Genomic DNA, 23,204 nt, shown 5'->3' on the forward strand with positions numbered 1-23,204 from the left:
GAGTAACCATGAGTAAGCCATCGAATAAAGGAAATGCGTACGTGAAGCCAATTGCAGCGGTTGTTACAGCTACGCTTTCAACTTGGGCAAGTGCACAGGATGTTCAAGAACTATCGGTAACCAAAGCAGAAACTAAAACTGAGTCTAGCTATGTTGTAGAAAAATCAACGTCGCATAAATACACTCAACCGCTACTCGATACAGCTAAAACTGTAACGGTAATTAACCAAGCGGTAATGAAAGATAGAAACGTAGATAGCCTACGTGATGCTTTACGTAATGTTTCAGGTATTTCTTTAGCTGCAGGTGAGGGTGGCTCACCTACTGGCGATAGCATGTCGATTCGTGGTTTTAGTGCAACAAATGATATTTTTGTAGATGGTATTCGTGATGTTGCAGGTTACACACGTGATATTTACAACATTGAAGCCGTTGAAGTTGCAAAAGGCCCAGGTTCAGCAGTTTCTGGTCGTGGCGCAACAGGTGGTAGTGTTAATTTAGAAAGTAAAAAGGCGAAGTTGGACAATTTTAACGACGTTTCGCTACGTTTAGGTACAGAAAACGATTACCGTGGTCGTTTTGATACTAACATTCAAGTAAACGATACAAGCGCGCTACGTATAAACCTTCTTACTGATAAAGGTGATGTTGCAGGTCGCGACCATGTTGAAAATGAAACAAATGCTGTTGCGTTTGCATTTGCAACAGGACTTGGTACAAACAGCCGTTTTGATTTAAACCTAGAGTATCAACGCCAAGATAATTTACCAGATTACGGCATTCCTTGGGTTTACAGTGATACGCCTGTAGCTGAACTTGCAGATAGTGCGCGCTCACCTTCTCCTGTCGATTTTGATAACTTTTACGGTAATATTTACCGTGATTACGAAGATATTGAAGCCTACTCAACAACAGCTCGTTATGAGTATGATTTTTCTCAAAATACTACATTACGTGTGCAAGGTCGTTTAGGTAAAGTTAAGCGTGAATCAGTAACAACTGCACCGCGTTATTTCTCGGTTACAACCGACACTGATATTACCTTTGCAGATGAAAAAACACGTGATACAGAAAATTCACTTGCTGCACTTCAAGTTGATTTAATTGGTAACTATGAGTTTGCTGGCTTTACTCATGATGTTGTAGTGGGTGTTGAACTTGCAAACGAAACGTTTACACGTCACGCATTAGTCGCTACAACTCCAGACAACCTAATTGAAGATGAAATACGTAACGACTTATACAACCCTGACGCAACAATTGCATTTACGGGTGTGTACGGCCGTGACGGTACAAGCATTGAAGCTAAAGCTAAAAACCAAGCTATTTATGCATTTGATACAGTAACGCTTAACAAGCAATGGGAAGTTACGGGCGGAATTCGCTTTGATAGCTTCACTACGGATTACCATAACGATTATGCTAACCCAAGTGCTTTAATTTCTACAAGTGACGACTTATTTAGCTGGAATGCAGCAGTAGTTTATAAACCTACAGAAAATGGCAGTGTATATTTAGGCGCAGGTAATTCATTTAACCCATCGGCTGAAGGGCTAACGGTATCTACGCGTTCAAATGCAGCTGATTTAGACGCAGAAGAAAGCCGCAGTTATGAATTAGGAACTAAATGGAGCCTAATGGATGGTCGCCTGCAAACTAATGCTGCACTTTTCCGTACTGAAAAAACCAATGCCCGTACTGATGACCCATTTGCAGATAGCTCAAGTGATGAAATACTCGGTGGTGAACAGCGCGTACAAGGTTTAGAGCTTTCAGCAACAGGCTTAATTACTAAAGAGTGGACTGTAATTGCTTCATACACTTACCAAGATAGCGAAGTAACTAAAGCATTAGGCGACGACGCAACTCAAATTGGTAACGAGCTTGCACGTACACCTAAAAATAGCGCAAGTGTTTGGACTACATACGATATGTCGGATAAGTTATCGTTTGGTTTAGGTGCGCAATATGTAGGTGAGCGTTACAACGGCACTACGTCAACACGTTCTCGTGCGCCAGGTTATACTATTTTTGACCTGATGGTTGCATATGACATATCAAAAGATTTGAGCCTGCAGTTTAATGGTGAAAACTTAGGTGATAAAGATTACGTTGATCAGTTAGGTGGTGGACACTTTGTACCGGGTGATGGTCGTAAGTTTAGCTTAACAGCGAGCTACTCTTTCTAAGAGTAAAATAAGTATGGCATAAAAGGGCAGAGTTAACTCTGCCCTTAATTATTTGATGAAAATGTGAGAGGGCGCACATGCTAGTTAAAATTCCAGAGCTATTAACGAAAGAAGAAGTGGCTTATTGTCATGAGGTTTTGCTTAAAGCCCAGTGGGCCGATGGCAGTATTACCGCAGGGCATCAATCAACCAAAGCAAAAAATAACTTACAGCTACCTGAAAATAGCCCTGAATGCCAAGAGCTTGGCGACATTATAATGGCAGCACTTGCGCGCAGTAACTTGTTTATGTCGGCGGCGCTTCCTGTAAAAATTTTCCCTCCGCTATTTAACTGTTACCAAGGTGGGCAATCGTTTGGTGTGCATGTAGATAATGCGATTAGACAAGTGCCGGGTACGCCAGTAAAAATTCGTACAGATGTATCAATGACGTTATTTATTAATGACCCCGAAGACTACGAGGGCGGTGAACTTGTTATTGAAGACACTTATGGCTCGCATAGCGTAAAGCTGCCAGCAGGCAGTATGGTGTTGTACCCTTCAACGAGTTTACATCGTGTAATGCCTGTAACGAGTGGGCGTAGATTAGCCTCATTTTTTTGGTTACAGAGCATGGTAAACAGCGACGAAAAACGTGGTTTACTCTTTGATTTAGATATGTCGATTCAAAGTTTGCGCAGCAAAGTAGAAGATAGCCCAGAGATTATTCAGTTGACGGGGGTTTATCATAACTTGCTAAGACAGTGGGCGCAGACATAAAAAATATTTTTTGTTAGATATTAGATATGAGTAATTAAATATAAGTAATTAAAAGCTGCGCTTTTCGCGTGAGCAAGCTTCACGCCTACAGTCAAAATTTAACGCTGTGGTTAAATTACTTGTAGACAGCCAGCTTGCTAGCGTGACGAGCGAAGCTCGTAATTTATATGCTTTGGTCTCTTCTCATTTACTCCTCTTTTAGTTCTCTTTGTAAATAAGGTTTTAAGTGATTTATTCACAAAGAGGTTAAGAGGGCGCTGCGCTTGAGAGAGCCAAAAGTAGGTAACAATCAGTTTGAATATTAAAAGCTGCGCTTTTCGCGTGAGCAAGCTCTACTCCTACGACGCAGCCACAAATTGAATTCGGTGTTTAAGATACTCGGTATGCGCGGCTCGATACCGCGCACTTATTTTAAGAGCGAAGCTTGTTTTAATTAACCTTTATAACCATTTGGGTTATTTGACTGCCAACGCCACGTATCTTGCATCATTTCATCTATACCGCGTACTGCTTCCCAGCCAAGTTCATTAAGTGCTTTTTCTGGTGCGGCATAACACGCTGCAATATCACCAGGGCGGCGAGGTGAAACCTGATAGGGCACAGCCTGATCGCTTGCTTTAATAAATGCATTAACCATTTGTAGTACAGAATACCCGTTACCAGTACCTAGGTTATAAACTAATGCACCTGTGCTGCTGGCAATTTTATTAAGCGCTTTTAAATGGCCAATAGCTAAATCTACAACGTGGATGTAGTCGCGCACGCCTGTGCCATCAACTGTGTCGTAGTCATCACCAAATACAGCGAGTTGCTTTAATTTACCTACCGCTACTTGTGCGATAAACGGTAAAAGGTTATTTGGGATACCATTAGGATCTTCACCAATTAAGCCCGACTCATGTGCACCCACTGGGTTAAAGTAACGCAAAATAGCAAACGCAAAGCGCTCATCTGATTTAGCGATATCTTGCAGCATCATCTCAACCATTAACTTAGATGTGCCGTAAGGGTTAGTAGTACCACCTACAGGGAAGTCTTCTTTAATTGGTAAGCTTGCAGGGTCGCCGTATACCGTGGCTGACGAGCTAAACACTAACTTAAATACGCCTGCGTCGCGCATTGCATCAACAAGCGTAAGCGTACCTTGTACATTGTTTTGATAGTACTCAACAGGCTTTGCAACCGACTCGCCCACTGATTTTAAACCTGCAAAATGTATAACACTATCAACTGTGTGTTTTGCAAATACAGAGTCTAAAAAGGGTTTATCGAGAATATCGCCTTGGTAAAAAGTGGCTTCTTTGCCTGTAATATTCTTTACGCGCGCAAGTGATTCTTGTGATGAGTTACTTAAATTATCAATAACAACAACATCGTTACCTTGCTGTAAAAGTTCTAAAACAGTGTGCGAGCCAATATAGCCAGCGCCACCGGTTACTAAAATAGTCATGAAAGCTCCGTGGGTACCTTTTATCAATTGAGTTAATTTCACCATAAATAGAGGTGATTTACATGCTTTATCTGTGACTTTTATTATTTACAGTAAATCATGATATTTATATGAATTAATATTAATAACGTTGATTACATTTTGCTCGCTATAAGTAACACTTTATACGTAAGATTAAGTTATAGTTAATAAACAAGTGCTAAACTGGGTCTAGTAATAGCTAATGCTAGGTTTATTCCAATCTACACCTTTGTGATTGGTCTACCTCTTTGGAGAAAGATATGAATTTAGTTAAAAAAATAGCAGCAACAATGTGTATCGCATTGCCTGCACTTGCCCATGCTGGCGAGTCTGTTGTTAAATGGCATGACTTTAATGATTATCGTGATGTGCGAGCGTCAAATCAAACTAAGAGCTCATATCACAAAAGTGTGGCAGCAAGTTTCGAAAAGCATATGGCTAAACTGGCCGAACAATTGCCAAAAGATTATAAATTAAACGTAGAGTTTACTGATTTAGATTTAGCGGGTGATGTGCGTTATGGCGGTATGGATGAAATTCGTGTAGTGAAACCAATTTATTTTCCACGCATTAAGCTAGATTACTCGTTAACCGATAACGACGGTACAGTGCTAAGTAAAGATACTGATGTGGAGCTTAAAGATATGGGCTTTATGGATAAAATTAAAATGGGCCGCGACGAATCATTCTATTATGAAAAACGTTTACTAACAGAGTGGTTTGGTGAGCAAATATTACCAAGTTTAGATTAACTTAAAATAGTAATGCCGCTAAATAGCGGCATTTTTTTAAGCTGATTATATTACTTAAAAGTAGCTAACAGCGTGAGTATTTGCTGTAACTTAATAACGGTTGTTTTAAGCTTTTCTTCATCAAAACCATCGTTAGATAAGCTTTCTACGTCAGCGGCTACATCAAGAACATAAGGCTTAAAGCGTTTTGCTTCAAAATTAAAGCCTGAATCGGCAGTAAATAAGGCTTTAAATTTGCCATGGCCTTGTTGTTGTAATTCGTCTAATTTTTTATCGGCATCAAGTGCCTGACGATAAACAATTTTTAAGTTAGTGTTGAGTTGTTCAATAATAGAATCCATGGTTTTCCTAAAGCTTTGTGCTGCATGGCCGACATAATACGTGGATTACATTTAAAAGTCAGGTTGATTAAGGCTTATAATTATGAATATATCAGGTGGAAATTTACCAGCTATGTCTGGTTCAGGCCAAGGCAGCGAGCTTTACACTGCTGCTTTGTCTAAAAAACAGCAATTAGCTGATGGCGCTGCAGCGCTTGCACTTATTGAAGGTGCAGCGCAATCGTCAAGTGCGCAAACGCCGGCTAAATCGGCGACTGCATCACTGGGTAACAACGTAAATATATATGTTTAAATGCTGTTTTAAATTAGCTTAAGGTCGATAGGTGTTTTACTTTTTTGACCACCGATTTCTCTTACTAATTTAGGCACTAAAAATCCAGGCAGAGCTTTTAATAGCTCTGCCATTATTTCAATTGCTTGCGCTTCATTAATATCAAAGTGGCTGGCCCCTTCAACTTTATCTAGCAAATACAAATAATACGGTAATACGTCTGCGTCAAATAACGCTTCGCTTAAATTTATTTGTGCATCGAGCGTATCATTCACATCTTTTAAAATTACAGCTTGGTTTAGAAGCGTTACGTTTGCTTGTTTAAGCTTTTGCATAGCGGCTTTAAAATCAGCGTCTATTTCGTTTGCGTGGTTTATGTGATTAATAAAAATAATTTTTAATGGCGATTTTGCTAATCGTTCACATAACTCATCGGTCACTCGCGCAGGTATAACTACTGGCAAACGGCTATGAATTCGCATTCGTTTAATTTGTGGTAATTGCTCAAGTTCATCTAAAAACCAGCTTATTGCATCGTCTTTGGCCATGAGTGGATCGCCTCCACTTAAAATCACTTCGTTTATATCAGTATCTGATTTTATATAGCTCAGTGTTTCTTGCAGGCTTTTTTTATTAAGCTGGTTTTCTTGATACGGAAAATGCCTTCTAAAGCAGTAACGACAATTTACAGCACAGCCGGTTTTAAACATCACCAAAACACGCGATTTGTACTTATGTAAAAGGCCTGGTTGTTCGTTATCTTGCTCAAGTAGGGGATCTTTATTAAAACCCGACTTAGTCAAAAATTCTTGATGGCGTGGCATAACTTGTAGCAAAAGAGGATCGTTTGGATCGCCTTTGCGTATTTTTTTTATAAAAGGGACAGGCACGCGTACCGGAAATAAACTACGGGCTTTTAGGTCGTTTTCATGGACTTGGCTCGATAAACCGACCATTTCAAGCAAGGTTTTTGGGCAGGTAACTACATTTGCTAATTCTTTTTGCCAGTTTTTATGCAAATTTGCTTCATTTCTTTGTATCATTGGCATGTAGATTACTCGAAAAAATATAAATAGAGGAAACGATGGCGAATTATAGCACCAACGAGTTCAAGGGCGGCCTAAAAATTATGATGGACGGCGAGCCTTGCAGTATCTTAGAAAATGAAATGGTAAAACCTGGTAAAGGCCAGGCGTTTAACCGTGTTCGTATCCGTAAACTTATCTCTGGTAAGGTGCTTGAAAAAACCTTTAAATCGGGTGAATCAGTTGAAGGTGCTGATGTAATGGATACTGATTTAGCGTATCTATACACAGACGGCGAATTTTGGCATTTCATGAACAACGAAACATTTGAGCAAATTGCTGCTGACGAAAAAGCACTAGGCGATGCAGTTAAATGGTTAGTTGAAAATGACTTATGTACAATTACATTATGGAACGGCAGCCCAATTGCTGTTACTCCACCTAACTTTGTTGAGCTTGAGATCACTGAAACAGATCCTGGCCTTAAAGGCGATACAGCGGGTACTGGTGGTAAACCAGCAACGCTTAGCACAGGTGCTGTAGTACGAGTTCCATTATTCGTACAAATTGGCGAAGTAATTAAAGTAGACACTCGTAACGGTGAATACGTAAGCCGTGTTAAGTAAGCTTTAACATTGTTTATAAAATCCCAGCTTACGCTGGGATTTTTTTTGGAGAAAATATGTCAGCAGATCTTTGGGCCCCAAGCGCAAGCATTGAAACACTAAAACAACGCGCAGCGATATTACGTCGCATTCGTGAATTTTTTTATGCACGTGATGTTTTAGAAGTAGAAACGCCAAGCTTAAGTGCTGCCAGTGTAACCGATGTGCACTTAGCTAGTTTTAATACCACATTTGTAGGTCCAGGGCATGCTGGTGGGCTTCCTTTATTTTTACAAACATCTCCAGAGTTTGCCATGAAACGCTTGTTAGCAGCAGGCTCAGGCGCTATTTTTCAGCTTTGTAAAGCATTTAGAAATGAAGAAGCGGGTAGCCATCACAATCCTGAATTTACTATGCTGGAATGGTATCGCCCAGGCTTTGATGAATTTGCACTTATGGATGAAATGGATGAGCTTATGCAGCTTGTTTTAGGTGTCGATCCTGCAACTAGACTTACCTATCAGCAAGCGTTTGAACAAGCACTCGGACTTGACCCGCTAACCGCAAATATAGAGCAATTAAAGCAACTAGCGTGTAAGCAGGGGTTTGCTGATATAGCCCAAAATGAAACGCATAAAGATACCTTACTGCAATTATTGTTTTGTATGAAAGTGGAGCCAACAATAGGACAAGAAAAACCGTGTTTTGTTTATCATTTTCCAGCGTCTCAAGCGGCACTTGCACAAATTTGTGAACACGATACACGCGTAGCAGGGCGCTTTGAGCTTTATTACAAAAATATGGAATTGGCTAACGGCTTTAACGAACTCACAAATGCCAGTGAGCAAGCTAAACGTTTTAATGAAGATAACGCATACCGCGCTGAAAACGGTTTAAAGCAAGTGCCAATGGATACGCGTTTAATTAAAGCGCTGGAGCATGGATTACCACAGTGCGCAGGGGTGGCTTTGGGGATTGATAGGTTGGTAATGCTCGCAACAAATAAAGAAAAAATTAAAGACGTAATAGCGTTTGATGTTCAAAGAGCGTGATGCTTGGCTTGTAGGCGTAGGTGGAATATTTGTAGGTGCGAATTTATTTCGCGCTCATGTAATTTAACTTTACAAAAAGCGAGGTATAAAACCTCACCTACAATAAACATCAACCCCAACAACATACGCCAAACCTGTAGGTGCAAATTTATTGCGCGCTCGTGTAATTTAACTTTATAAATAAGCGAGGTATAAAACCTCACCTACAAATAAACATCAACCCCAACAACATACGCCAAACCTGTAGGTGCGAATTTATTGCGCGCTCATGTAAATTAACTTTATAAATAAGCGAGGTATAAAACCTCACCTACAATAAACATCAACCCCAACAACCTACGGCAAACTTGTAGGTGCGAATTTATTTCGCGCTCATGTAATTTAACTTTATAAAAAGCGAGGTATAAAACCTCACCTACAAATAAAAACACCGCGTTTAATTTAAACGCGGTGTTTTTATTTGCTTGCTGTAGCTTTCATTTGAAAGTCAACGGCTGTGCTTTACAGATTAAGTGTAAACGTAACACCTGCAACACGAGGCTCACCTAATTGTGTGTAGGTATGCGTTGTGTAACCATCTTGTGGATCGTTACCAAACTCAAAACCACGAGTAGGGACTGTTTCGTCAAACACGTTACGAGCCCATGCGCGAACTGCCCACATGTCTGCTTCGTAACCAAAGCTTAAGTTAACTAAGTTGCTGCTTGGTGCCTGTGAGTTATGACTATCTGAGAAGTAGTAGTCGTCCTTACCTTCAACACCAATCATACCGTAAAGCTCACTTGTAAAGTTATAGCGAGCAGTAAACGCATACTGGTATTTAGGTGACTGTGCTTGCTCACGACCGTCTTGGTTTAAAGGGGCTTGATAGATATTAGATCTAGCAACAAAATCGTCTATTTCAGTATTTAAGTAACCAGCACTACCTGTTAAAAACAGGTTATCGGTTAGTTGGTAACTTCCTTCAACTTCTAGTCCGTAATTGCTGCCAGAACTTGCGTTATCAACATAGCTGGTAAATTGTTGATCTTCTATTAACCATCCTTTTAACTGCATGTTGTCACGATGCATGTAAAATGTGGCTAAGCGAAGTGTAAATTTGTCATCAAGCGATGAACCTTTAACACCAAATTCGCCACTCCATAAATATTCAGGGTCGAAGCTGGTGTGCTGCTGGAGAAAATCAGCGCTTAGGTTTAAGCCTTCATCTTTTGCTTTAGCCAGTGCTTCTGAATTAATACCGCCAGCTTTGTAGCCACGCGTAATGCTGGTGTAGATCATCGTACGATCAATTACCTGATACTCTAGCGCAATTTTACCGCCAACCATTACATCGTCAGTATCTTCTATAAAGCCATTGCTATCGGTGTAGTCACCTTGGTATTGCTCTACACGTAAACCAGTAATTAATGTAGTTTTTGGACCAATTGATGTCTCTACTTGGCCATAAATCGCAGTATTACTTACTTCATATCGAGAATTAAAGGTTTGGTATTCAGAAAATTTTCTACGTTGACGGTCAAGGTCTACATCACGCACTTGGTAATATGCCCCCAAGACCCAATTTTTTAATTTTCCACTGAGCTGTAATTCAGCTGCTCTATCATCACGATCGCGATAGTAAGCGTCTTCATAGCTGTATCCATCAGGATGTAAGCCAGCAGCGCATAACTGTGGTTCACTTGTATCGTTACATACCCAGTCTTCATCAAAGCTGTAAAGTAATTCGGTATCAATAGCCGATAGGTTTAGATTTACATCAAATAAATCAAAACCCGTGTAAGTATTATTAACACCGATTGCGTAGCTTTCTTGATTATCTTGCCCTGGCTCATCGGCAACACTATTGCGGCTGTTATCAAGCGTAAATGCATCGTAACCGTTGTTTATATCAATATAGTGAAGGTTTAACTCAGTATTTAAATGCTTTGTAAGCTGACTGTTTATTTTAAAGCGGGCTACTTGTTCGTCTTGATTTTGTGTTTCGTCATTTAAATACAAGTTATCTACGTAACCGTCTGACTTTCTGCGAAAGTAGCTAATGCGTGCGCTAGTGTCATCTGTTAAGCCTGTGCTTGCTGCAATGCCTGCTTCACGTGTGTTGTATGTGCCAGCACCTACTTGTAATTTTAAACTTGGATCGCTCGTGGCTTTAGCTGAACCCATTTGGATCATACCGGCCATACCGTCTGCGCCAAAGCGTGTACCTTGTGGGCCACGATAAATTTCTACTTGGTCTATATCAAATAATAATGAGCTGCCACCAAGTCCAGAATAGTTAATGCCATCAATTACTAAGCCTACAGATGGATTAATAGGGTCTACAAATTGTGAGCGAAGTCCCACGCCACGAATTTGGATGTAACGACCACGCGACGCACCAGATGCAAAATTTACATTGGCGGCACTGCCTAACATTTCGTCTAAGTAACTTGCACCACGTTGATTAATTTCATCTTCGCTGAATAAGCTCGCACTCGCGCTTAAAGTTTGAATGCTTTCGCGCTGAAAATCGCCGGTTACAACAATTCTTTCTAGGTCGCTATCATCAGCGTTAGCTGCAATTGGTGCACCAAGCAGCGGTAAAAGTGCGGCAGTAATTAAAGACAAACGTAAGTTCATTGGGTTACTTAACTCCATTTTAGGGACTCGTATGGTAGCAATTATTTAAACACATGTGCTATAAACGCGGCAATTATACGTTAAATAATCAGGATTACTAATATGACCTTTAAAGTTGACTTCAAAGTACGTGATTACGAATGTGACTTACAAGGTATCGTAAATAACAGTGTTTATTTTAATTATTTAGAGCATGCTCGCCATGAATTTTTGTCCGCACACGGTATTGATTTTGCTCAATTAGCGAAAGATAAAATTAACCTAGTCGTGATGCGCAGCGAAATGGACTATAAACATTCACTATTACCTGGGGATGAATTTTATGTGGCTGTAGAGCCGCAGCGTATTAGTCGTTTAAAATTTGCGTTTAAGCAAACTGTTGTACGCAAAAGCGATGAAAAAGTAATGCTCAATGCACTGGTTATAGGAACGTCCGTTAATGAAAAAGGTAGGCCGTTTTTACCAGAGCAAATAGATAACGTATTCAAAACTACAACTTAGTGCTTAATTGTATAACTTTTAAACTATCATAGAACAAAAATTTACATTTAAAACATGCATTTTTAACGGATAAAGGGCATAAATATTGTTACAATTATATTAATTAGACAATTAGTTAGTAGTAGCATGAAATTAGCAGCAATACCGATGCTTATAGTCGGTTTATGTGTTGGTTGCGCATCAACAGGGACGGTTACCAGTGAGCAGCTTAAATACACCCAATGGCAATTATCACGTGTTGATGGTTTAGCAATTCCACCTTCGTTTAATGCATCAATGAGCTTTATTGAAGCACTGCAAGTAAACGGTTTTGCTGGCTGTAACAAATTTTTTGGTGAGGGCTCGCTTGAAGAAAGTAACCTTACCGTAAGTAAATTAGGAATGACGCGCAAGTCGTGCGGCGAAGACCTTGATGAGTTTGAGCAGCAGCTATTGCAAGCCTTAAAGCAAGGTGCCGAGCTTAAAATGCAAGACCAGCAATTAGTCATGCAAGGCGAGCAAACATTTGTGTTTATCCCTAAATAATTTTAAGTTTTTGAAAAACAGCCCCTTGCGGGCAGTTTTTAACTGACGTACACTCAGTGCAGATTTGTTGGGTAATACCTTCAAATCAACGAACAGAATTTATATATCAATACTTGTCGGAGTGCCAAAGCTAAGTAATTAGTTTTTGGCTGAGATCGCGAAAGCGGGATCCGTGAACCTGATCAGGTTAATACCTGCGTAGGGAACAAGCTGCCTAAAATGGGACGCTTGTGCGTCTTTTTTTATGCGCACAATAAAGTGATTTTGTTTATTTTAGGCTGCAAAGTAGCATGTACGCTACTTTACGATCTTTCTCTATTCCTCGGAATATCTGACAAGACAACCCTTAAGCAATGAGGCAAGTCATGTCAAATACTACAAATAAAGCGTCACGCCGAGAAACTCGTGCTGCCGCGTCTGAATATATTTATAACTTAACGGGTCAACCGTTTCCAAATTCTCATAAAGTATACGTTGAAGGTACTCAACCTGGTGTGCGTGTTGGTATGCGTGAAATTACGTTAAGTGATACGTTTATTGGTGGCACAGATGAAAACCCTGTTTATGAGTCAAACGATCCGTTACGTGTTTACGATACGTCGGGCCCGTATACCGATCCTAATTTTGAACTAGACGTGCGCAAAGGCTTACCAAAATTTCGTGAACAATGGATTGAAAGCCGTAGTGACACCGAGGTTTTAGAATCAGTAACGTCGCAATTTTCGCAGCAACGTATGGCGGATGAAGGGCTGGATCATATTCGCTTTGATCACCTTCCAAAAATTCGCCGTGGTATCGCGGGCAAAAACGTAACGCAAATGCACTACGCACGCCAAGGGATTATTACTCCTGAAATGGAATACGTAGCCGTTCGCGAAAATATGGGACGTGCAGAAATTCGTAAAGAATTACTAGCCGCTCAGCATAAAGGCGAGTCGTTTGGTGCGAGTATTCCTGAATTTATTACCCCAGAGTTTGTACGCGACGAAATAGCCCGTGGTCGCGCTATTTTACCAAATAATATAAACCACCCAGAAACAGAACCTATGATTGTAGGGCGTAACTTTTTAGTTAAAGTTAACGCGAACATTGGTAATTCATCGGTAAGCTCATCTATTGAAGAAGAAGTAGAAAAAATGGTGTGGTCTACCCGCTGGGGTGCAGACACCGTGATGGACTTATCAACGGGACGCTACATTCACGAAACGCGCGAATGGGTTGTACGTAACTCGCCTGTCCCTATTGGCACAGTACCGATTTATCAAGCGCTTGAAAAAGTAAACGGTGTGGCTGAGGATTTAACGTGGGAAATTTTCCGCGATACGCTTATAGAGCAAGCCGAGCAGGGCGTTGATTACTTTACTATTCACGCGGGTGTATTACTTCGTTACGTACCAATGACGGCTAAACGCGTGACCGGTATTGTATCGCGCGGTGGCTCAATTATGGCTAAGTGGTGTTTGGCGCATCATAAAGAAAATTTTTTATACACGCACTTTGAAGACATTTGCGAAATTTTAAAACAATACGATGTGTGTTTTTCATTGGGTGATGGACTTCGCCCAGGCTCTATTGCTGATGCTAACGATGAGGCGCAGTTTAGTGAGCTACGCACATTAGGTGAACTGACTAAAATTGCGTGGAAGCACGATGTACAGGTATTTATTGAAGGCCCTGGTCATGTACCAATGCACATGATTAAAGCCAATATGGATGAGCAATTAAAGCATTGCGACGAAGCGCCATTTTATACATTAGGCCCGCTAACGACTGATATTGCACCAGGGTATGACCATATTACCTCAGGTATTGGGGCGGCTCAAATAGCATGGTACGGCTGTGCAATGCTGTGTTATGTAACACCTAAAGAGCATTTAGGTCTGCCAAATAAAGAAGATGTTAAAGAAGGCTTAATTACCTACAAAATTGCAGCGCATGCCGCTGATTTAGCAAAAGGGCACCCAGGCGCGCAAGAGCGCGATAACGCCTTATCAAAAGCACGCTTTGAGTTTAGATGGCATGACCAATTTAATATTGGTTTAGACCCTGACCGTGCTCGTGAATATCACGATGAAACCTTGCCGCAAGAATCAGGCAAAGTAGCTCACTTTTGCTCTATGTGTGGTCCTAAATTTTGCTCTATGAAAATTAGCCAAGAAGTACGCGATTACGCTAAAGATTTAGAAACACGCGGTATTGATCCAAATGATGCTGGCGAGGCTATTGAAATCAAAATGGTTGATGTAGAAGCCGAAATGAAAGCTAAATCAGCTGAGTTTAAGCAAACAGGCTCAGAGATTTACCACAAAGCGGTATAGCTAAAAGTTAGATGCAGACGTAGGTGAGGTTTTATACCTCGCTTCTTTAAAAGTTGAAGAAGTGCGAGTGAATTCGCACCTACTAATAACTGCTTTGGAGGTTTTATGTTTTATAACATTGCTGTGGTGGGTTTTGGTTTAGCTGGGCGCTTAGCTGCCCTTGAGCTAAGTAAGTTGCATCATGTAACGGTGTTTGAAGCTGACGATGAGCAAACCCCAAATAGCGCCGGTAAAGTGGCTGCAGCTATGCTGGCACCGCTGGCTGAGTCGGTATTATGCGAGGCTGACTTAGCATTAATGGGCCTTGATTCAATGAAGCGCTGGCCGGGTATTATTGCTGAACTTGAAAGTGAAGTTTTTTTTCAGCAGCAAGGCACTTTGGTCATTGCGCACCAACAGGACAAAGGCGATTTACAAAGCTTTGCACAGCGTATAAAACCGCTAGCTGATCACACTGCCGAACATATAAATGCTCAACAAATTACAAAGCTTGAACCTGAACTTGCAGGGCGCTTTAATCAAGGCTTATTTTTACCCTGCGAGGGGCAAATAGATAACCAAGCATTTTATAAAGCCAGCTTTGCACAGCTCAACAAACGCAAAGTAAAGTTTGTATTTAATCAGCGCGTAACCATTAGCGACAACCAAATAAATAATCGACCATTCGATTACATTATTGATTGCCGTGGGCTTGGTGCTAAAAATACTCAAGTTGATAAACCGCTTAGAGGTGTGCGCGGCGAAGTAGCAAGGTTATACGCACCAGAGGTAAGTTTAATCAGGCCCGTGCGTTTAATGCACCCGCGTTATCCAATTTATATAGCGCCTAAACCCAATAATGAATATGTAATTGGTGCGACCGAAATCGAATCGCAAGACAGCGGCGCGGCAACAGTGCGCTCAACCCTTGAATTACTTTCAGCCGCTTATACCGTACATAGCGGGTTTGCCGAAGCACGACTACTTAATATTCAAACCGGATTACGCCCCGCATTTAGCGATAACCGCCCAGAAGTATCACAAGTTGGTAATGTAATTAGCATTAACGGCTTATATCGACATGGTTATATGTTGGCGCCGGCATTAGTGGCGCAAGCAGTTTCACGAATAGAGTGAGAATAAAATGAACATTACAATTAATGGCGAGCTACTTAATGTTAATAGCAAAGCGCTCGTTGAGGTACTTCAAAGTTTTGGTGCAGCCGCGCCTTTTGCTGTTGCTGTTAATAGCGAATTTATTCCACAAAGTCAGCACAGTAACTATGTACTTAATGAAGGCGACAGTGTTGAGTTGCTATCGCCCATTCAAGGCGGATAAAGCTCATGCAAACTAAAGGCTGTTTAACTATTTATGGAGAGCAAATAAAGAGTCGTTTATTGATAGGCTCTGCGCTTTATCCGTCGCCCGATATTATGACCCAATCGATAGTTGCCTCTGGGGCTGAAATAGTAACTGTGTCGCTAAGACGCCAACAAAGTGCAGCAGCGGGTGATGACTTTTGGCAGTTAATAAAAAATACAGGTTTAAAAATACTGCCTAATACCGCAGGATGCCACAGTGTTAAAGAAGCGATAACGCTTGCAAAAATGTGCCGAGAGGTATTTGCCACCGATTGGATAAAGCTAGAGCTGATTGGCGATGATTACAATTTACAGCCGGATCCTTTTGCGCTACTTGAAGCGACAAAAATATTGATTAATGATGGCTTTAAGGTACTGCCTTATTGCACCGATGACTTAGTACTTTGCCAGCGTTTAAATGAGCTAGGGTGTGAGGTTCTTATGCCGTGGGGAGCACCAATAGGTACAGGCAAAGGCTTGTTAAATAGCTATAATTTAAAAACTATTCGAGAGCGCTTACCCGATACCACATTAATAGTCGATGCAGGTTTAGGTTTGCCATCGCATGCCTGCCAAGCACTCGAAATGGGGTATGATGCGGTATTATTAAATTCAGCCATTGCAGGGGCGGGTTGCCCAATTACTATGAGCCGCGCATTTAAAGCCGCAGTTGAAGCGGGGCGCTTTGCATACAAAGCAAAAGCGATGCCGGAAAAAGACGTAGCAGCCCCATCAACCCCTACAATGGGGATGCCATTTTGGCATCAGCAGTGAAGGAAAAAATATGAATAACGTAGTATGGACAATTGCCGGCTCTGACTCTGGCGGCGGTGCAGGCATTCAAGCTGATATAAAAGCAATGCAAAGTTTTGGTGTGCATGGCTGCACGGCAATTACAGCGCTTACTGCGCAAAATAGTTTAGGTGTGGAGGCTATTAATGCAGTGTCTACCGATATTATTGAATCGCAGTTACTAGCGCTTGAAAAAGACATGAAAGCCAAAGTGATTAAAATTGGTATGTTAGCCAACGTGCAGCAAATTCAGTTGATCAGCGAACATATAAGTCACTATAAAGCTAAGTGGCCAGTGCCTCCCGTTATTGTATATGACCCTGTTGCGATTGCCTCAAGCGGTGACTTACTAACAGAAGAAGATACGGTAAGCGCAATTAAAGAATGTTTACTGCCGCTGGTGGATGTAATAACCCCAAACACCCACGAAACACAGTTATTAACCGGTGTGTATTTAATTGGCCCTGCGGCAATAAAAGAAGCGGCTAATAAGCTATTAAGCTGGGGTGCAAAAGCCGTTGTTATTAAAGGCGGGCATTGGGATTACCCAAGCGGCTATTGTATTGATTATTGTGTAAATAATTTTACGCAAGATGGTGAAGAGTATTGGCTTGGTAATCAAAAAATACAAACACCGCATAACCACGGCACCGGATGTAGCATGGCTTCGGTAATTGCTGCGTGTTTAGCTAAAGATTACCCATTAAAAGATGCCTTTATTTTAGCTAAAGCATATATAAACCAAGGGTTAAAACAGTCTGTACGCTACGGCGAGGGAATTGGACCGGTTGCTCAGACTTCATTCCCCACTAATTTAGCTGACTACCCACAAGTAATTGAGCCAGGTAGCTGGCTTGGCGATGAACTCGATTTTGATGTGCCACTTGATTTTAATATGGCTGCTGATTTTGCAACGTGCGAAAGTAAATCGCTTGGCTTATATGCAGTTGTAGATAGTACCGATTGGCTAGAAAAGTGCTTACAACAAGGCATTAAAACAGCGCAGTTACGTGTAAAAAATAAAACGCAAGACGAGCTTGATGGGCTCATTAAGCAAGCTGTTGAGCTGGGCAAGCAATACAACGCACAGGTATTTATAAACGACTTTTGGCAGTTAGCTATTAAGCACGGTGCATATGGTGTGCATTTAGGGCAAGAGGATTTAGACATTGCTAATTTAGCCGCTATTAAAGAGGCTGGGTTAAGGCTTGGGCTTTCGACTCATGGTTTTTATGAAATGCTGCGTGCGCATAATTATCGCCCTAGTTACATGGCATTTGGCGCTATTTACCCAACCACAACAAAAGACATGACAGGTCAAATACAAGGTCTTGAAAAGCTCATTAAGTTTGTACCACTTATGCAAAGTTACCCAACAGTAGCAATAGGCGGTATAGATTTAAGCCGTGCTGAGCAGGTAGCTAAAACCGGCGTAGGCAGTGTTGCCGTAGTGCGTGCTATAACCGACGCTGATAATTACGTAGAGGCTATAAACGCTCTGCAAGTAGCCATAAGCAGTGCACATTAATACTAACAAGGGTAATACTAACAAGGCTAATCTTAATATGGTCAGTAAAAGTGAATGAGCTAAGCGATAAAGAAACCCTACGATACAGCCGCCATTTATTGCTTGAAGAAGTAGGGCTTGAAGGGCAATTAACGCTTAAAACTTCAACGGTTGCGGTTGTTGGGGCAGGCGGGTTAGGTAGCCCAGCACTTTTGTATTTAGCTGCGGCGGGTATTGGAACGCTTATTTTAATTGACGATGACGAGGTTGAGCTTTCAAATTTACAGCGCCAAGTGCTTTATAAAATAAATCACTTAGGGCAAAACAAGGTCGCCGCCGCAGGTAAAGTATTAGCGAGTCTTAATAATCAAATAGAAATAGTAACGCATTGCCAAAAGTTAGATGAGAGTAACGCAACTTACATGCTAAAAGGGGCTGACATAGTACTTGATTGCTCTGATAACTTTAGCACTCGCTATTGTGTTAATCGTTATTGTATTGCTAATAAAACACCGTTAATTTCTGGTGCTGCACTCGCAACTAAAGGGCAGTTAATGGGCTTTGACTTTAGGCAAAGTAATAGCCCGTGTTATGGCTGTGTTTTTCCACAAAGCGAAGCTACACCCGTTATAAATTGCAGTAACGCAGGGGTTATCAGCCCGCTACTTGGTGTAATAGGCTCTATGCAGGCGCAACTTACGCTCAATTTATTGCTGGGGCATGCAGAGGGGGGTGTGTTTATAACCTTTCATGCGCTTACTTTAAAACAACAGCACTTTAAAGTGATTAAAGATTTAGAGTGTAAAGAGTGTGGTAAATAGGTTTTTGAGGGGCTTGTGCCTGTTATTACATGTGGCGTTAAGAAACCAAAAGCTGACGCTTTTAACGTGAGCAAGCTCTACGTCTACAAAAATAAAAAACCGCGTTTAAATAAACGCGGTTTTTTATTTTTAATTAACGATTGATTTTAGTCGTTAATTTTTGCAAACGCAGTACCTAAGCGAGTAACCACTTCTGGTAGTTGATCGTCCAGTATTTCAGCTTTATTAGCACCCCATGCAAGTACCACAGTAGAGCCTAATTTAAAGCGGCCCATTTCTTCACCCTTTTTAAGCGTGATGGCATTATCGCCAGTGGTTGGGTATTTCCAACTAAATACATCGCTACCTGCTGGTGGCGTGACAGTACCTGCCCAAATAGTTTCTATGCTGGCTACAATTGTTGCGCCAACAAGTACCATTGCAAGCGGACCAATTTCAGTTTCAAAAATTGCTACCACACGTTCGTTACGTGCAAACAAATTAGGCACGTTTTGCGCTGTAAGTGGGTTTACTGAAAATAAGTCACCTGGCACGTAAACCATTTTGCTTAGTGTGCCATCAATTGGCATATGAATACGGTGGTAATCTTTAGGCGCTAAATAAATAGTGGCAAACTTACCGCCTAAAAATGGTGTTGTGTCATCTTGTGAGCCGCCTAGTAGCGCTTGTAAGCTGTAATCGTGACCTTTAGCTTGTATTAGCTGTCCGTCAACAATATCGCCTAGCTGGCTGATTGCGCCATCCACTGGCTGAGTGATGATATTGCTATCTTCTACCATTGGGCGCATGCCGTCTTTTAAAGGACGAGTAAAAAATTCATTAAAGCTTTTATAATGAGCCGGATCTGGGTATTGCGCTTCGCTCATGTCTACTTTGTATTGCTTAATAAATAGTTTAATTAAAGTAGTTGTTAAAGCGCCCGCTTTTGCAGCAGCTAATTTACCTACTACGCGTGAAATAAAATGTTTTGGCATTGCGTACTGCATTGCGATTTTAAATTTGTCTAAACTCACAGTATTTATCCTAAATTATACGCGAGGCGCACGGGCGCCTGCACGGCCATCGGCCATTGTTTCTAAAATTCGGTGGTAGCTGTCAAAGCGCAATTGAGAAATTCTGCCATCGGCTACAGCTTCTTTAACTATGCAACCCGGATCGTTTAAATGTTTACAGTCTCTAAAGCGGCACCCGCCTATAAATTCTCTAAACTCTTTAAAACACCACGTTACACGCTCAACATCTAAATGCCATAATCCAAATTCACGAATTCCTGGCGAGTCGATTAGGTTACCGCCACTTGGTAAATGGTGTAGTCGCGAAACTGTTGTTGTGTGCTGGCCTAAGCCGCTGTTTTCAGATACTTCTTTAGTTAATATTTCAGCGTTAGGCAATACAGTATTAACGAGGGTTGATTTACCCACACCACTTTGGCCAACAAAAATATTATTTTTATCAACAAGTACTTCTTTTAATTTATCAATACCATCGCCTGATATATTACTAACAAGGAGTACTTGGTAATCAAGTTTACGATAGATATCGAGAACTTTTTGTATTTCGCTAAGGCCTGCTTCGTCAATTAAATCGGTTTTATTGAGCACTAAAATTGGCTCAATACCCATATCTTCACAGGCTATTAAATAACGGTCGATAATACTAGGGGTAAACTCGGGTAATACTGCCGACACCATCAATATTTGGTCAATGTTGGCTGCAATAACTTTTACACCGTCGTAAAAGTCAGGGCGGGTAAGTTGCGAACGACGCTCTTGCGTGGCTTCAATTACACCGGCTAAATCGCCTTCACTTACTTTGGCACGGCGAAACAATACTTCATCACCACATACTAAATTAGACACGGTACGGCGTATATTACAGCGCAGTACATCGCCATTTTCAGTTTCTACATCGGCGTGCTGGCCAAAACGACTGATCACAATTGCGCTCTCGACCTGACCTAAGTTATCGGTTTGCCATTCTTGCGCCCCTTTTTTAGCCGGTCTTGAGTCTGCGCTATTAATGCGCTTTTGGTGATTGGCCTTGATCTGACGCGATTGGCCTTTACTTAATTTTTTTTGTTTTGCCACTGGAGGCCTATAACCTTAGTTAAATGTCGCTTTTCCTAAAAAAAGCTTTAGCTCGACGGTTGATGCTAATATGATATATCGAAATGCGTTGGATCTAAAGGAAAGCACCGCTTAGGTAATTATGACTATTAATAAATCAAATTTAATTTGGCTCGACCTTGAAATGACAGGGCTCGAACCAGAGACCGATAAAATACTCGAAATTGCGACGGTTGTCACTGACGCAGACTTGAATATATTAGCCGAAGGGCCAACTATCGCTATTCATCAAAGTGATGAATTACTAAATGGTATGGACGAGTGGTGTACTACTCAACATGGAAAGTCAGGTTTAACAACACGCTGTAAAGCAAGTACTTTCGATGAAGAGTATGCCGTTGCACAAACTTTAGATTTTTTAAAACAGTGGGTGCCTGCGGGTGTATCACCAATGTGTGGTAATTCAATTGGGCAAGATCGCCGCTTTATGAATAAATATATGCGCGATCTTGAAGATTTTTTCCATTACCGAAATCTTGACGTAAGTACTATTAAAGAATTAGCACGTCGCTGGAAACCAGAAGTTCTTGCAAAAGTGAACAAAAAAGGCTCGCATCTTGCTCTGGATGATATTAAAGATTCGATTATGGAATTAAAAGTCTATAGAGAAAATTTCTTTAATTTGTAAAAAACACTTGCAAACACATCGGATTATTGTAGAATCCTGCCCCGCTCAAGACGATAACCCACGCGGGGTTAGTGTGTTTGAGTTGTTTTTATTGTGGTCATTTTATATCCATAATTAAAATGCGGTACTAGCTCAGTTGGTAGAGCGCGACCTTGCCAAGGTCGAGGTCACGAGTTCGAGCCTCGTGTACCGCTCCAATTTCTAACCAAAAGAAATTGTAGTGTTGAATGAAAATATAATGCGGTACTAGCTCAGTTGGTAGAGCGCGACCTTGCCAAGGTCGAGGTCACGAGTTCGAGCCTCGTGTACCGCTCCAATTTCTAACCAAAAGAAATTGTAGTGTTGAATGAAAATATAATGCGGTACTAGCTCAGTTGGTAGAGCGCGACCTTGCCAAGGTCGAGGTCACGAGTTCGAGCCTCGTGTACCGCTCCAATTATTTTATATCCTTTCAAAATTTTCTGTATTAAAAATCATGATTTAAAATATCTCTCATCTACTTTATTCTATGTGTAATATTCAGCATTGAAGTTTTGATTATTAGAAATTATTACTTCGCGCGCCTAAGATTTACGTCTATAGAGTGGCGTATTTTGAATCTATGAGGGTATGACTGAAGAAAAACAGAGGTTAACATTTTAAACCGAGAAGCTTGTGTTAAAACAGCTCCCCTTGAATAGTCGCTATAATTCGCCTTGAGCCACCAGAGTCACGATGCTCCCCCAAGTAAACACCTTGCCATGTACCTAACGCTAAATAACCATTTGAAATAGGAATACTTAACTCACAGCCTAACGTACTGGTTTTAATATGTGCGGGCATGTCGTCATCACCTTCATAATCGTGACGATAATAAGGTTGACGTTCAGGAACAAATTTATTGAAATGGCTCTCCATATCCATACGAACAGTGGGGTCTGCATTCTCGTTTATGGTAAGACTTGCTGAGGTATGCTGAATAAATAAATGTAACAAGCCTATTTTGTAATTTGCCAGTTCAGGAAGTTGAGACAATATTTCGTCATCAATTATATGAAAACCTCGCGGGCGAGGTTTTAATGTAATTTGCTTTTGCTGCCAACTCATAGTTTATCGAAGCTAACTTCAATGTTTGCATTACCAGCGTCACAGCTAAATGGCATGATAATCTTTTTACCTTGGCTTTTATGAGTAATTGTATGACCCTTACCCGATACCACAATAGGCGTTGCCATATCAAAGTCGAAGCCTTTCTCACCTAGTAAGTTTTTAGCACCGCCGGTTACCATGTTGGTTATCTCGCCAACCATGTCAGTTACTTCTTCATCTATAGTATCTGGCCTTTCGCCAAGCATACGTTCCATAATGGTTAATGCTAGCCCTTCATCAAACGTAATTGAAAATGATCCGCGAGTTTGCGGGCCAACCATACCAATCAAACCTGATACATCACCACAGGCAATCTCATCAGTTTTAATGCGAGGTTTACCCGGTTTTAATTGAGTTTGAGCCATAGTGCTCAAAACATTAATTAAAGATGATAAAAACGGATTGATGAACTCTACATTCATAGTGGGTAC

The 23,204-nt window shown here is 41.1% G+C and carries 23 protein-coding genes, 3 tRNA genes and 1 riboswitch; of the genes, 18 read left to right on the forward strand and 8 right to left on the reverse strand.

Annotated features, from left to right (window positions below):
* Window positions 1-8: 8 nt before the first annotated feature.
* A complete protein-coding gene (locus I6E80_RS00965) occupies window positions 9-2,189 on the forward strand; it encodes a TonB-dependent siderophore receptor (RefSeq protein ID WP_024608008.1) in 2,181 nt (726 codons plus the stop codon).
* Window positions 2,190-2,266: 77 nt separating this feature from the next.
* Window positions 2,267-2,947, forward strand: a complete 681-nt coding sequence (locus I6E80_RS00970; RefSeq protein WP_197184569.1) for a Fe2+-dependent dioxygenase — start codon at window positions 2,267-2,269, stop codon at window positions 2,945-2,947.
* Between the two features lie 433 nt (window positions 2,948-3,380).
* Here I6E80_RS00970 and galE read toward each other — a convergent pair whose 3' ends face one another.
* The gene (gene galE / locus I6E80_RS00975) at window positions 3,381-4,397 is read right to left on the reverse strand and encodes a UDP-glucose 4-epimerase GalE (protein ID WP_024600327.1); all 1,017 of its coding nucleotides are present in this window, start codon (window positions 4,395-4,397) and stop codon (window positions 3,381-3,383) included.
* Window positions 4,398-4,678: 281 nt separating this feature from the next.
* Here galE and I6E80_RS00980 point away from each other — a divergent pair, with 281 nt between their 5' ends.
* Window positions 4,679-5,170, forward strand: coding sequence for a DUF3016 domain-containing protein (locus I6E80_RS00980; protein WP_197184570.1), 492 nt, complete (start codon window positions 4,679-4,681; stop codon window positions 5,168-5,170).
* A gap of 50 nt (window positions 5,171-5,220) precedes the next feature.
* Here the strand turns inward: I6E80_RS00980 and I6E80_RS00985 are convergent, their stop codons facing one another.
* Window positions 5,221-5,511, reverse strand: coding sequence for a prephenate dehydrogenase (locus I6E80_RS00985; RefSeq protein WP_076923732.1), 291 nt, complete (start codon window positions 5,509-5,511; stop codon window positions 5,221-5,223).
* Between the two features lie 82 nt (window positions 5,512-5,593).
* Here I6E80_RS00985 and I6E80_RS00990 point away from each other — a divergent pair, with 82 nt between their 5' ends.
* Window positions 5,594-5,803: a hypothetical protein gene (locus I6E80_RS00990; protein WP_024600329.1), complete on the forward strand. Its 210-nt coding sequence runs from the start codon at window positions 5,594-5,596 to the stop codon at window positions 5,801-5,803.
* Between the two features lie 8 nt (window positions 5,804-5,811).
* Here the strand turns inward: I6E80_RS00990 and epmB are convergent, their stop codons facing one another.
* Window positions 5,812-6,825 (reverse strand): EF-P beta-lysylation protein EpmB, encoded by a 1,014-nt coding sequence (gene epmB / locus I6E80_RS00995; RefSeq protein ID WP_197184715.1) that lies wholly within the window; start codon window positions 6,823-6,825, stop codon window positions 5,812-5,814.
* Window positions 6,826-6,866: 41 nt separating this feature from the next.
* Here epmB and efp point away from each other — a divergent pair, with 41 nt between their 5' ends.
* Together efp and epmA are read left to right on the forward strand one after the other, a co-directional pair.
* On the forward strand, window positions 6,867-7,433 hold the full coding sequence (efp, locus tag I6E80_RS01000; RefSeq protein ID WP_024596699.1) for an elongation factor P: 567 nt from the start codon (window positions 6,867-6,869) through the stop codon (window positions 7,431-7,433).
* A 56-nt stretch (window positions 7,434-7,489) separates the two neighbouring features.
* Window positions 7,490-8,464 (forward strand): elongation factor P--(R)-beta-lysine ligase, encoded by a 975-nt coding sequence (gene epmA, locus I6E80_RS01005; RefSeq protein WP_197184571.1) that lies wholly within the window; start codon window positions 7,490-7,492, stop codon window positions 8,462-8,464.
* A 501-nt stretch (window positions 8,465-8,965) separates the two neighbouring features.
* Here the strand turns inward: epmA and I6E80_RS01010 are convergent.
* Window positions 8,966-11,104: a TonB-dependent receptor gene (locus I6E80_RS01010; protein WP_197184572.1), complete on the reverse strand. Its 2,139-nt coding sequence runs from the start codon at window positions 11,102-11,104 to the stop codon at window positions 8,966-8,968.
* A gap of 84 nt (window positions 11,105-11,188) precedes the next feature.
* On the opposite strand from I6E80_RS01010, the gene I6E80_RS01015 reads away from it, so the two are divergent.
* From I6E80_RS01015 to I6E80_RS01050, 8 genes are all read left to right on the forward strand, one after another.
* Window positions 11,189-11,587, forward strand: a complete 399-nt coding sequence (locus I6E80_RS01015; RefSeq protein ID WP_197184573.1) for a thioesterase family protein — start codon at window positions 11,189-11,191, stop codon at window positions 11,585-11,587.
* Window positions 11,588-11,713: 126 nt separating this feature from the next.
* Window positions 11,714-12,112: an META domain-containing protein gene (locus I6E80_RS01020; protein WP_010555269.1), complete on the forward strand. Its 399-nt coding sequence runs from the start codon at window positions 11,714-11,716 to the stop codon at window positions 12,110-12,112.
* A gap of 107 nt (window positions 12,113-12,219) precedes the next feature.
* Window positions 12,220-12,334: riboswitch (TPP riboswitch) on the forward strand.
* Window positions 12,335-12,477: 143 nt separating this feature from the next.
* Entirely contained in the window at window positions 12,478-14,430 is a 1,953-nt protein-coding gene (thiC, locus tag I6E80_RS01025) for a phosphomethylpyrimidine synthase ThiC (protein ID WP_024600334.1), read from the forward strand.
* Between the two features lie 105 nt (window positions 14,431-14,535).
* Window positions 14,536-15,546, forward strand: coding sequence for an FAD-dependent oxidoreductase (locus I6E80_RS01030; RefSeq protein WP_197184574.1), 1,011 nt, complete (start codon window positions 14,536-14,538; stop codon window positions 15,544-15,546).
* A gap of 7 nt (window positions 15,547-15,553) precedes the next feature.
* Window positions 15,554-15,748 carry a sulfur carrier protein ThiS gene (gene thiS, locus I6E80_RS01035; protein WP_024606375.1) on the forward strand — a complete coding sequence of 65 codons (195 nt, stop codon included), beginning with the start codon at window positions 15,554-15,556 and terminating at the stop codon, window positions 15,746-15,748.
* A 5-nt stretch (window positions 15,749-15,753) separates the two neighbouring features.
* A complete protein-coding gene (locus tag I6E80_RS01040) occupies window positions 15,754-16,545 on the forward strand; it encodes a thiazole synthase (RefSeq protein WP_024606374.1) in 792 nt (263 codons plus the stop codon).
* A gap of 10 nt (window positions 16,546-16,555) precedes the next feature.
* A complete protein-coding gene (gene thiE, locus I6E80_RS01045) occupies window positions 16,556-18,091 on the forward strand; it encodes a thiamine phosphate synthase (RefSeq protein WP_197184575.1) in 1,536 nt (511 codons plus the stop codon).
* A 50-nt stretch (window positions 18,092-18,141) separates the two neighbouring features.
* Complete coding sequence (locus I6E80_RS01050; RefSeq protein ID WP_197184576.1) at window positions 18,142-18,891, forward strand: ThiF family adenylyltransferase; 750 nt, start codon at window positions 18,142-18,144, stop codon at window positions 18,889-18,891.
* Between the two features lie 146 nt (window positions 18,892-19,037).
* Here I6E80_RS01050 and asd read toward each other — a convergent pair whose 3' ends face one another.
* Together asd and rsgA are read right to left on the reverse strand one after the other, a co-directional pair.
* Window positions 19,038-19,904, reverse strand: a complete 867-nt coding sequence (gene asd / locus I6E80_RS01055; RefSeq protein ID WP_197184577.1) for an archaetidylserine decarboxylase — start codon at window positions 19,902-19,904, stop codon at window positions 19,038-19,040.
* A 15-nt stretch (window positions 19,905-19,919) separates the two neighbouring features.
* Window positions 19,920-20,978 carry a small ribosomal subunit biogenesis GTPase RsgA gene (rsgA, locus tag I6E80_RS01060; protein ID WP_024606370.1) on the reverse strand — a complete coding sequence of 353 codons (1,059 nt, stop codon included), beginning with the start codon at window positions 20,976-20,978 and terminating at the stop codon, window positions 19,920-19,922.
* A 121-nt stretch (window positions 20,979-21,099) separates the two neighbouring features.
* Here rsgA and orn point away from each other — a divergent pair, with 121 nt between their 5' ends.
* The 4 genes from orn (at window position 21,100) to I6E80_RS01080 (ending at window position 22,080) form a co-directional block, all read left to right on the forward strand.
* Entirely contained in the window at window positions 21,100-21,645 is a 546-nt protein-coding gene (gene orn / locus I6E80_RS01065) for an oligoribonuclease (RefSeq protein WP_197184578.1), read from the forward strand.
* A 121-nt stretch (window positions 21,646-21,766) separates the two neighbouring features.
* Window positions 21,767-21,842 (forward strand) — tRNA-Gly (locus I6E80_RS01070).
* Between the two features lie 43 nt (window positions 21,843-21,885).
* Window positions 21,886-21,961 (forward strand) — tRNA-Gly (locus I6E80_RS01075).
* Window positions 21,962-22,004: 43 nt separating this feature from the next.
* A tRNA-Gly gene (locus I6E80_RS01080) sits at window positions 22,005-22,080 on the forward strand.
* A 222-nt stretch (window positions 22,081-22,302) separates the two neighbouring features.
* Here the strand turns inward: I6E80_RS01080 and I6E80_RS01085 are convergent.
* Window positions 22,303-22,731, reverse strand: coding sequence for a secondary thiamine-phosphate synthase enzyme YjbQ (locus I6E80_RS01085; RefSeq protein WP_024599239.1), 429 nt, complete (start codon window positions 22,729-22,731; stop codon window positions 22,303-22,305).
* Entirely contained in the window at window positions 22,728-23,195 is a 468-nt protein-coding gene (locus tag I6E80_RS01090) for a chemotaxis protein CheX (RefSeq protein WP_007580265.1), read from the reverse strand. Before I6E80_RS01090 ends, I6E80_RS01085 begins: the two co-directional genes overlap by 4 nt.
* Between the last annotated feature and the right edge of the window lie 9 nt (window positions 23,196-23,204).

The organism is Pseudoalteromonas sp. NSLLW218 (assembly GCF_015864775.1).
Classification (GTDB): domain Bacteria; phylum Pseudomonadota; class Gammaproteobacteria; order Enterobacterales; family Alteromonadaceae; genus Pseudoalteromonas.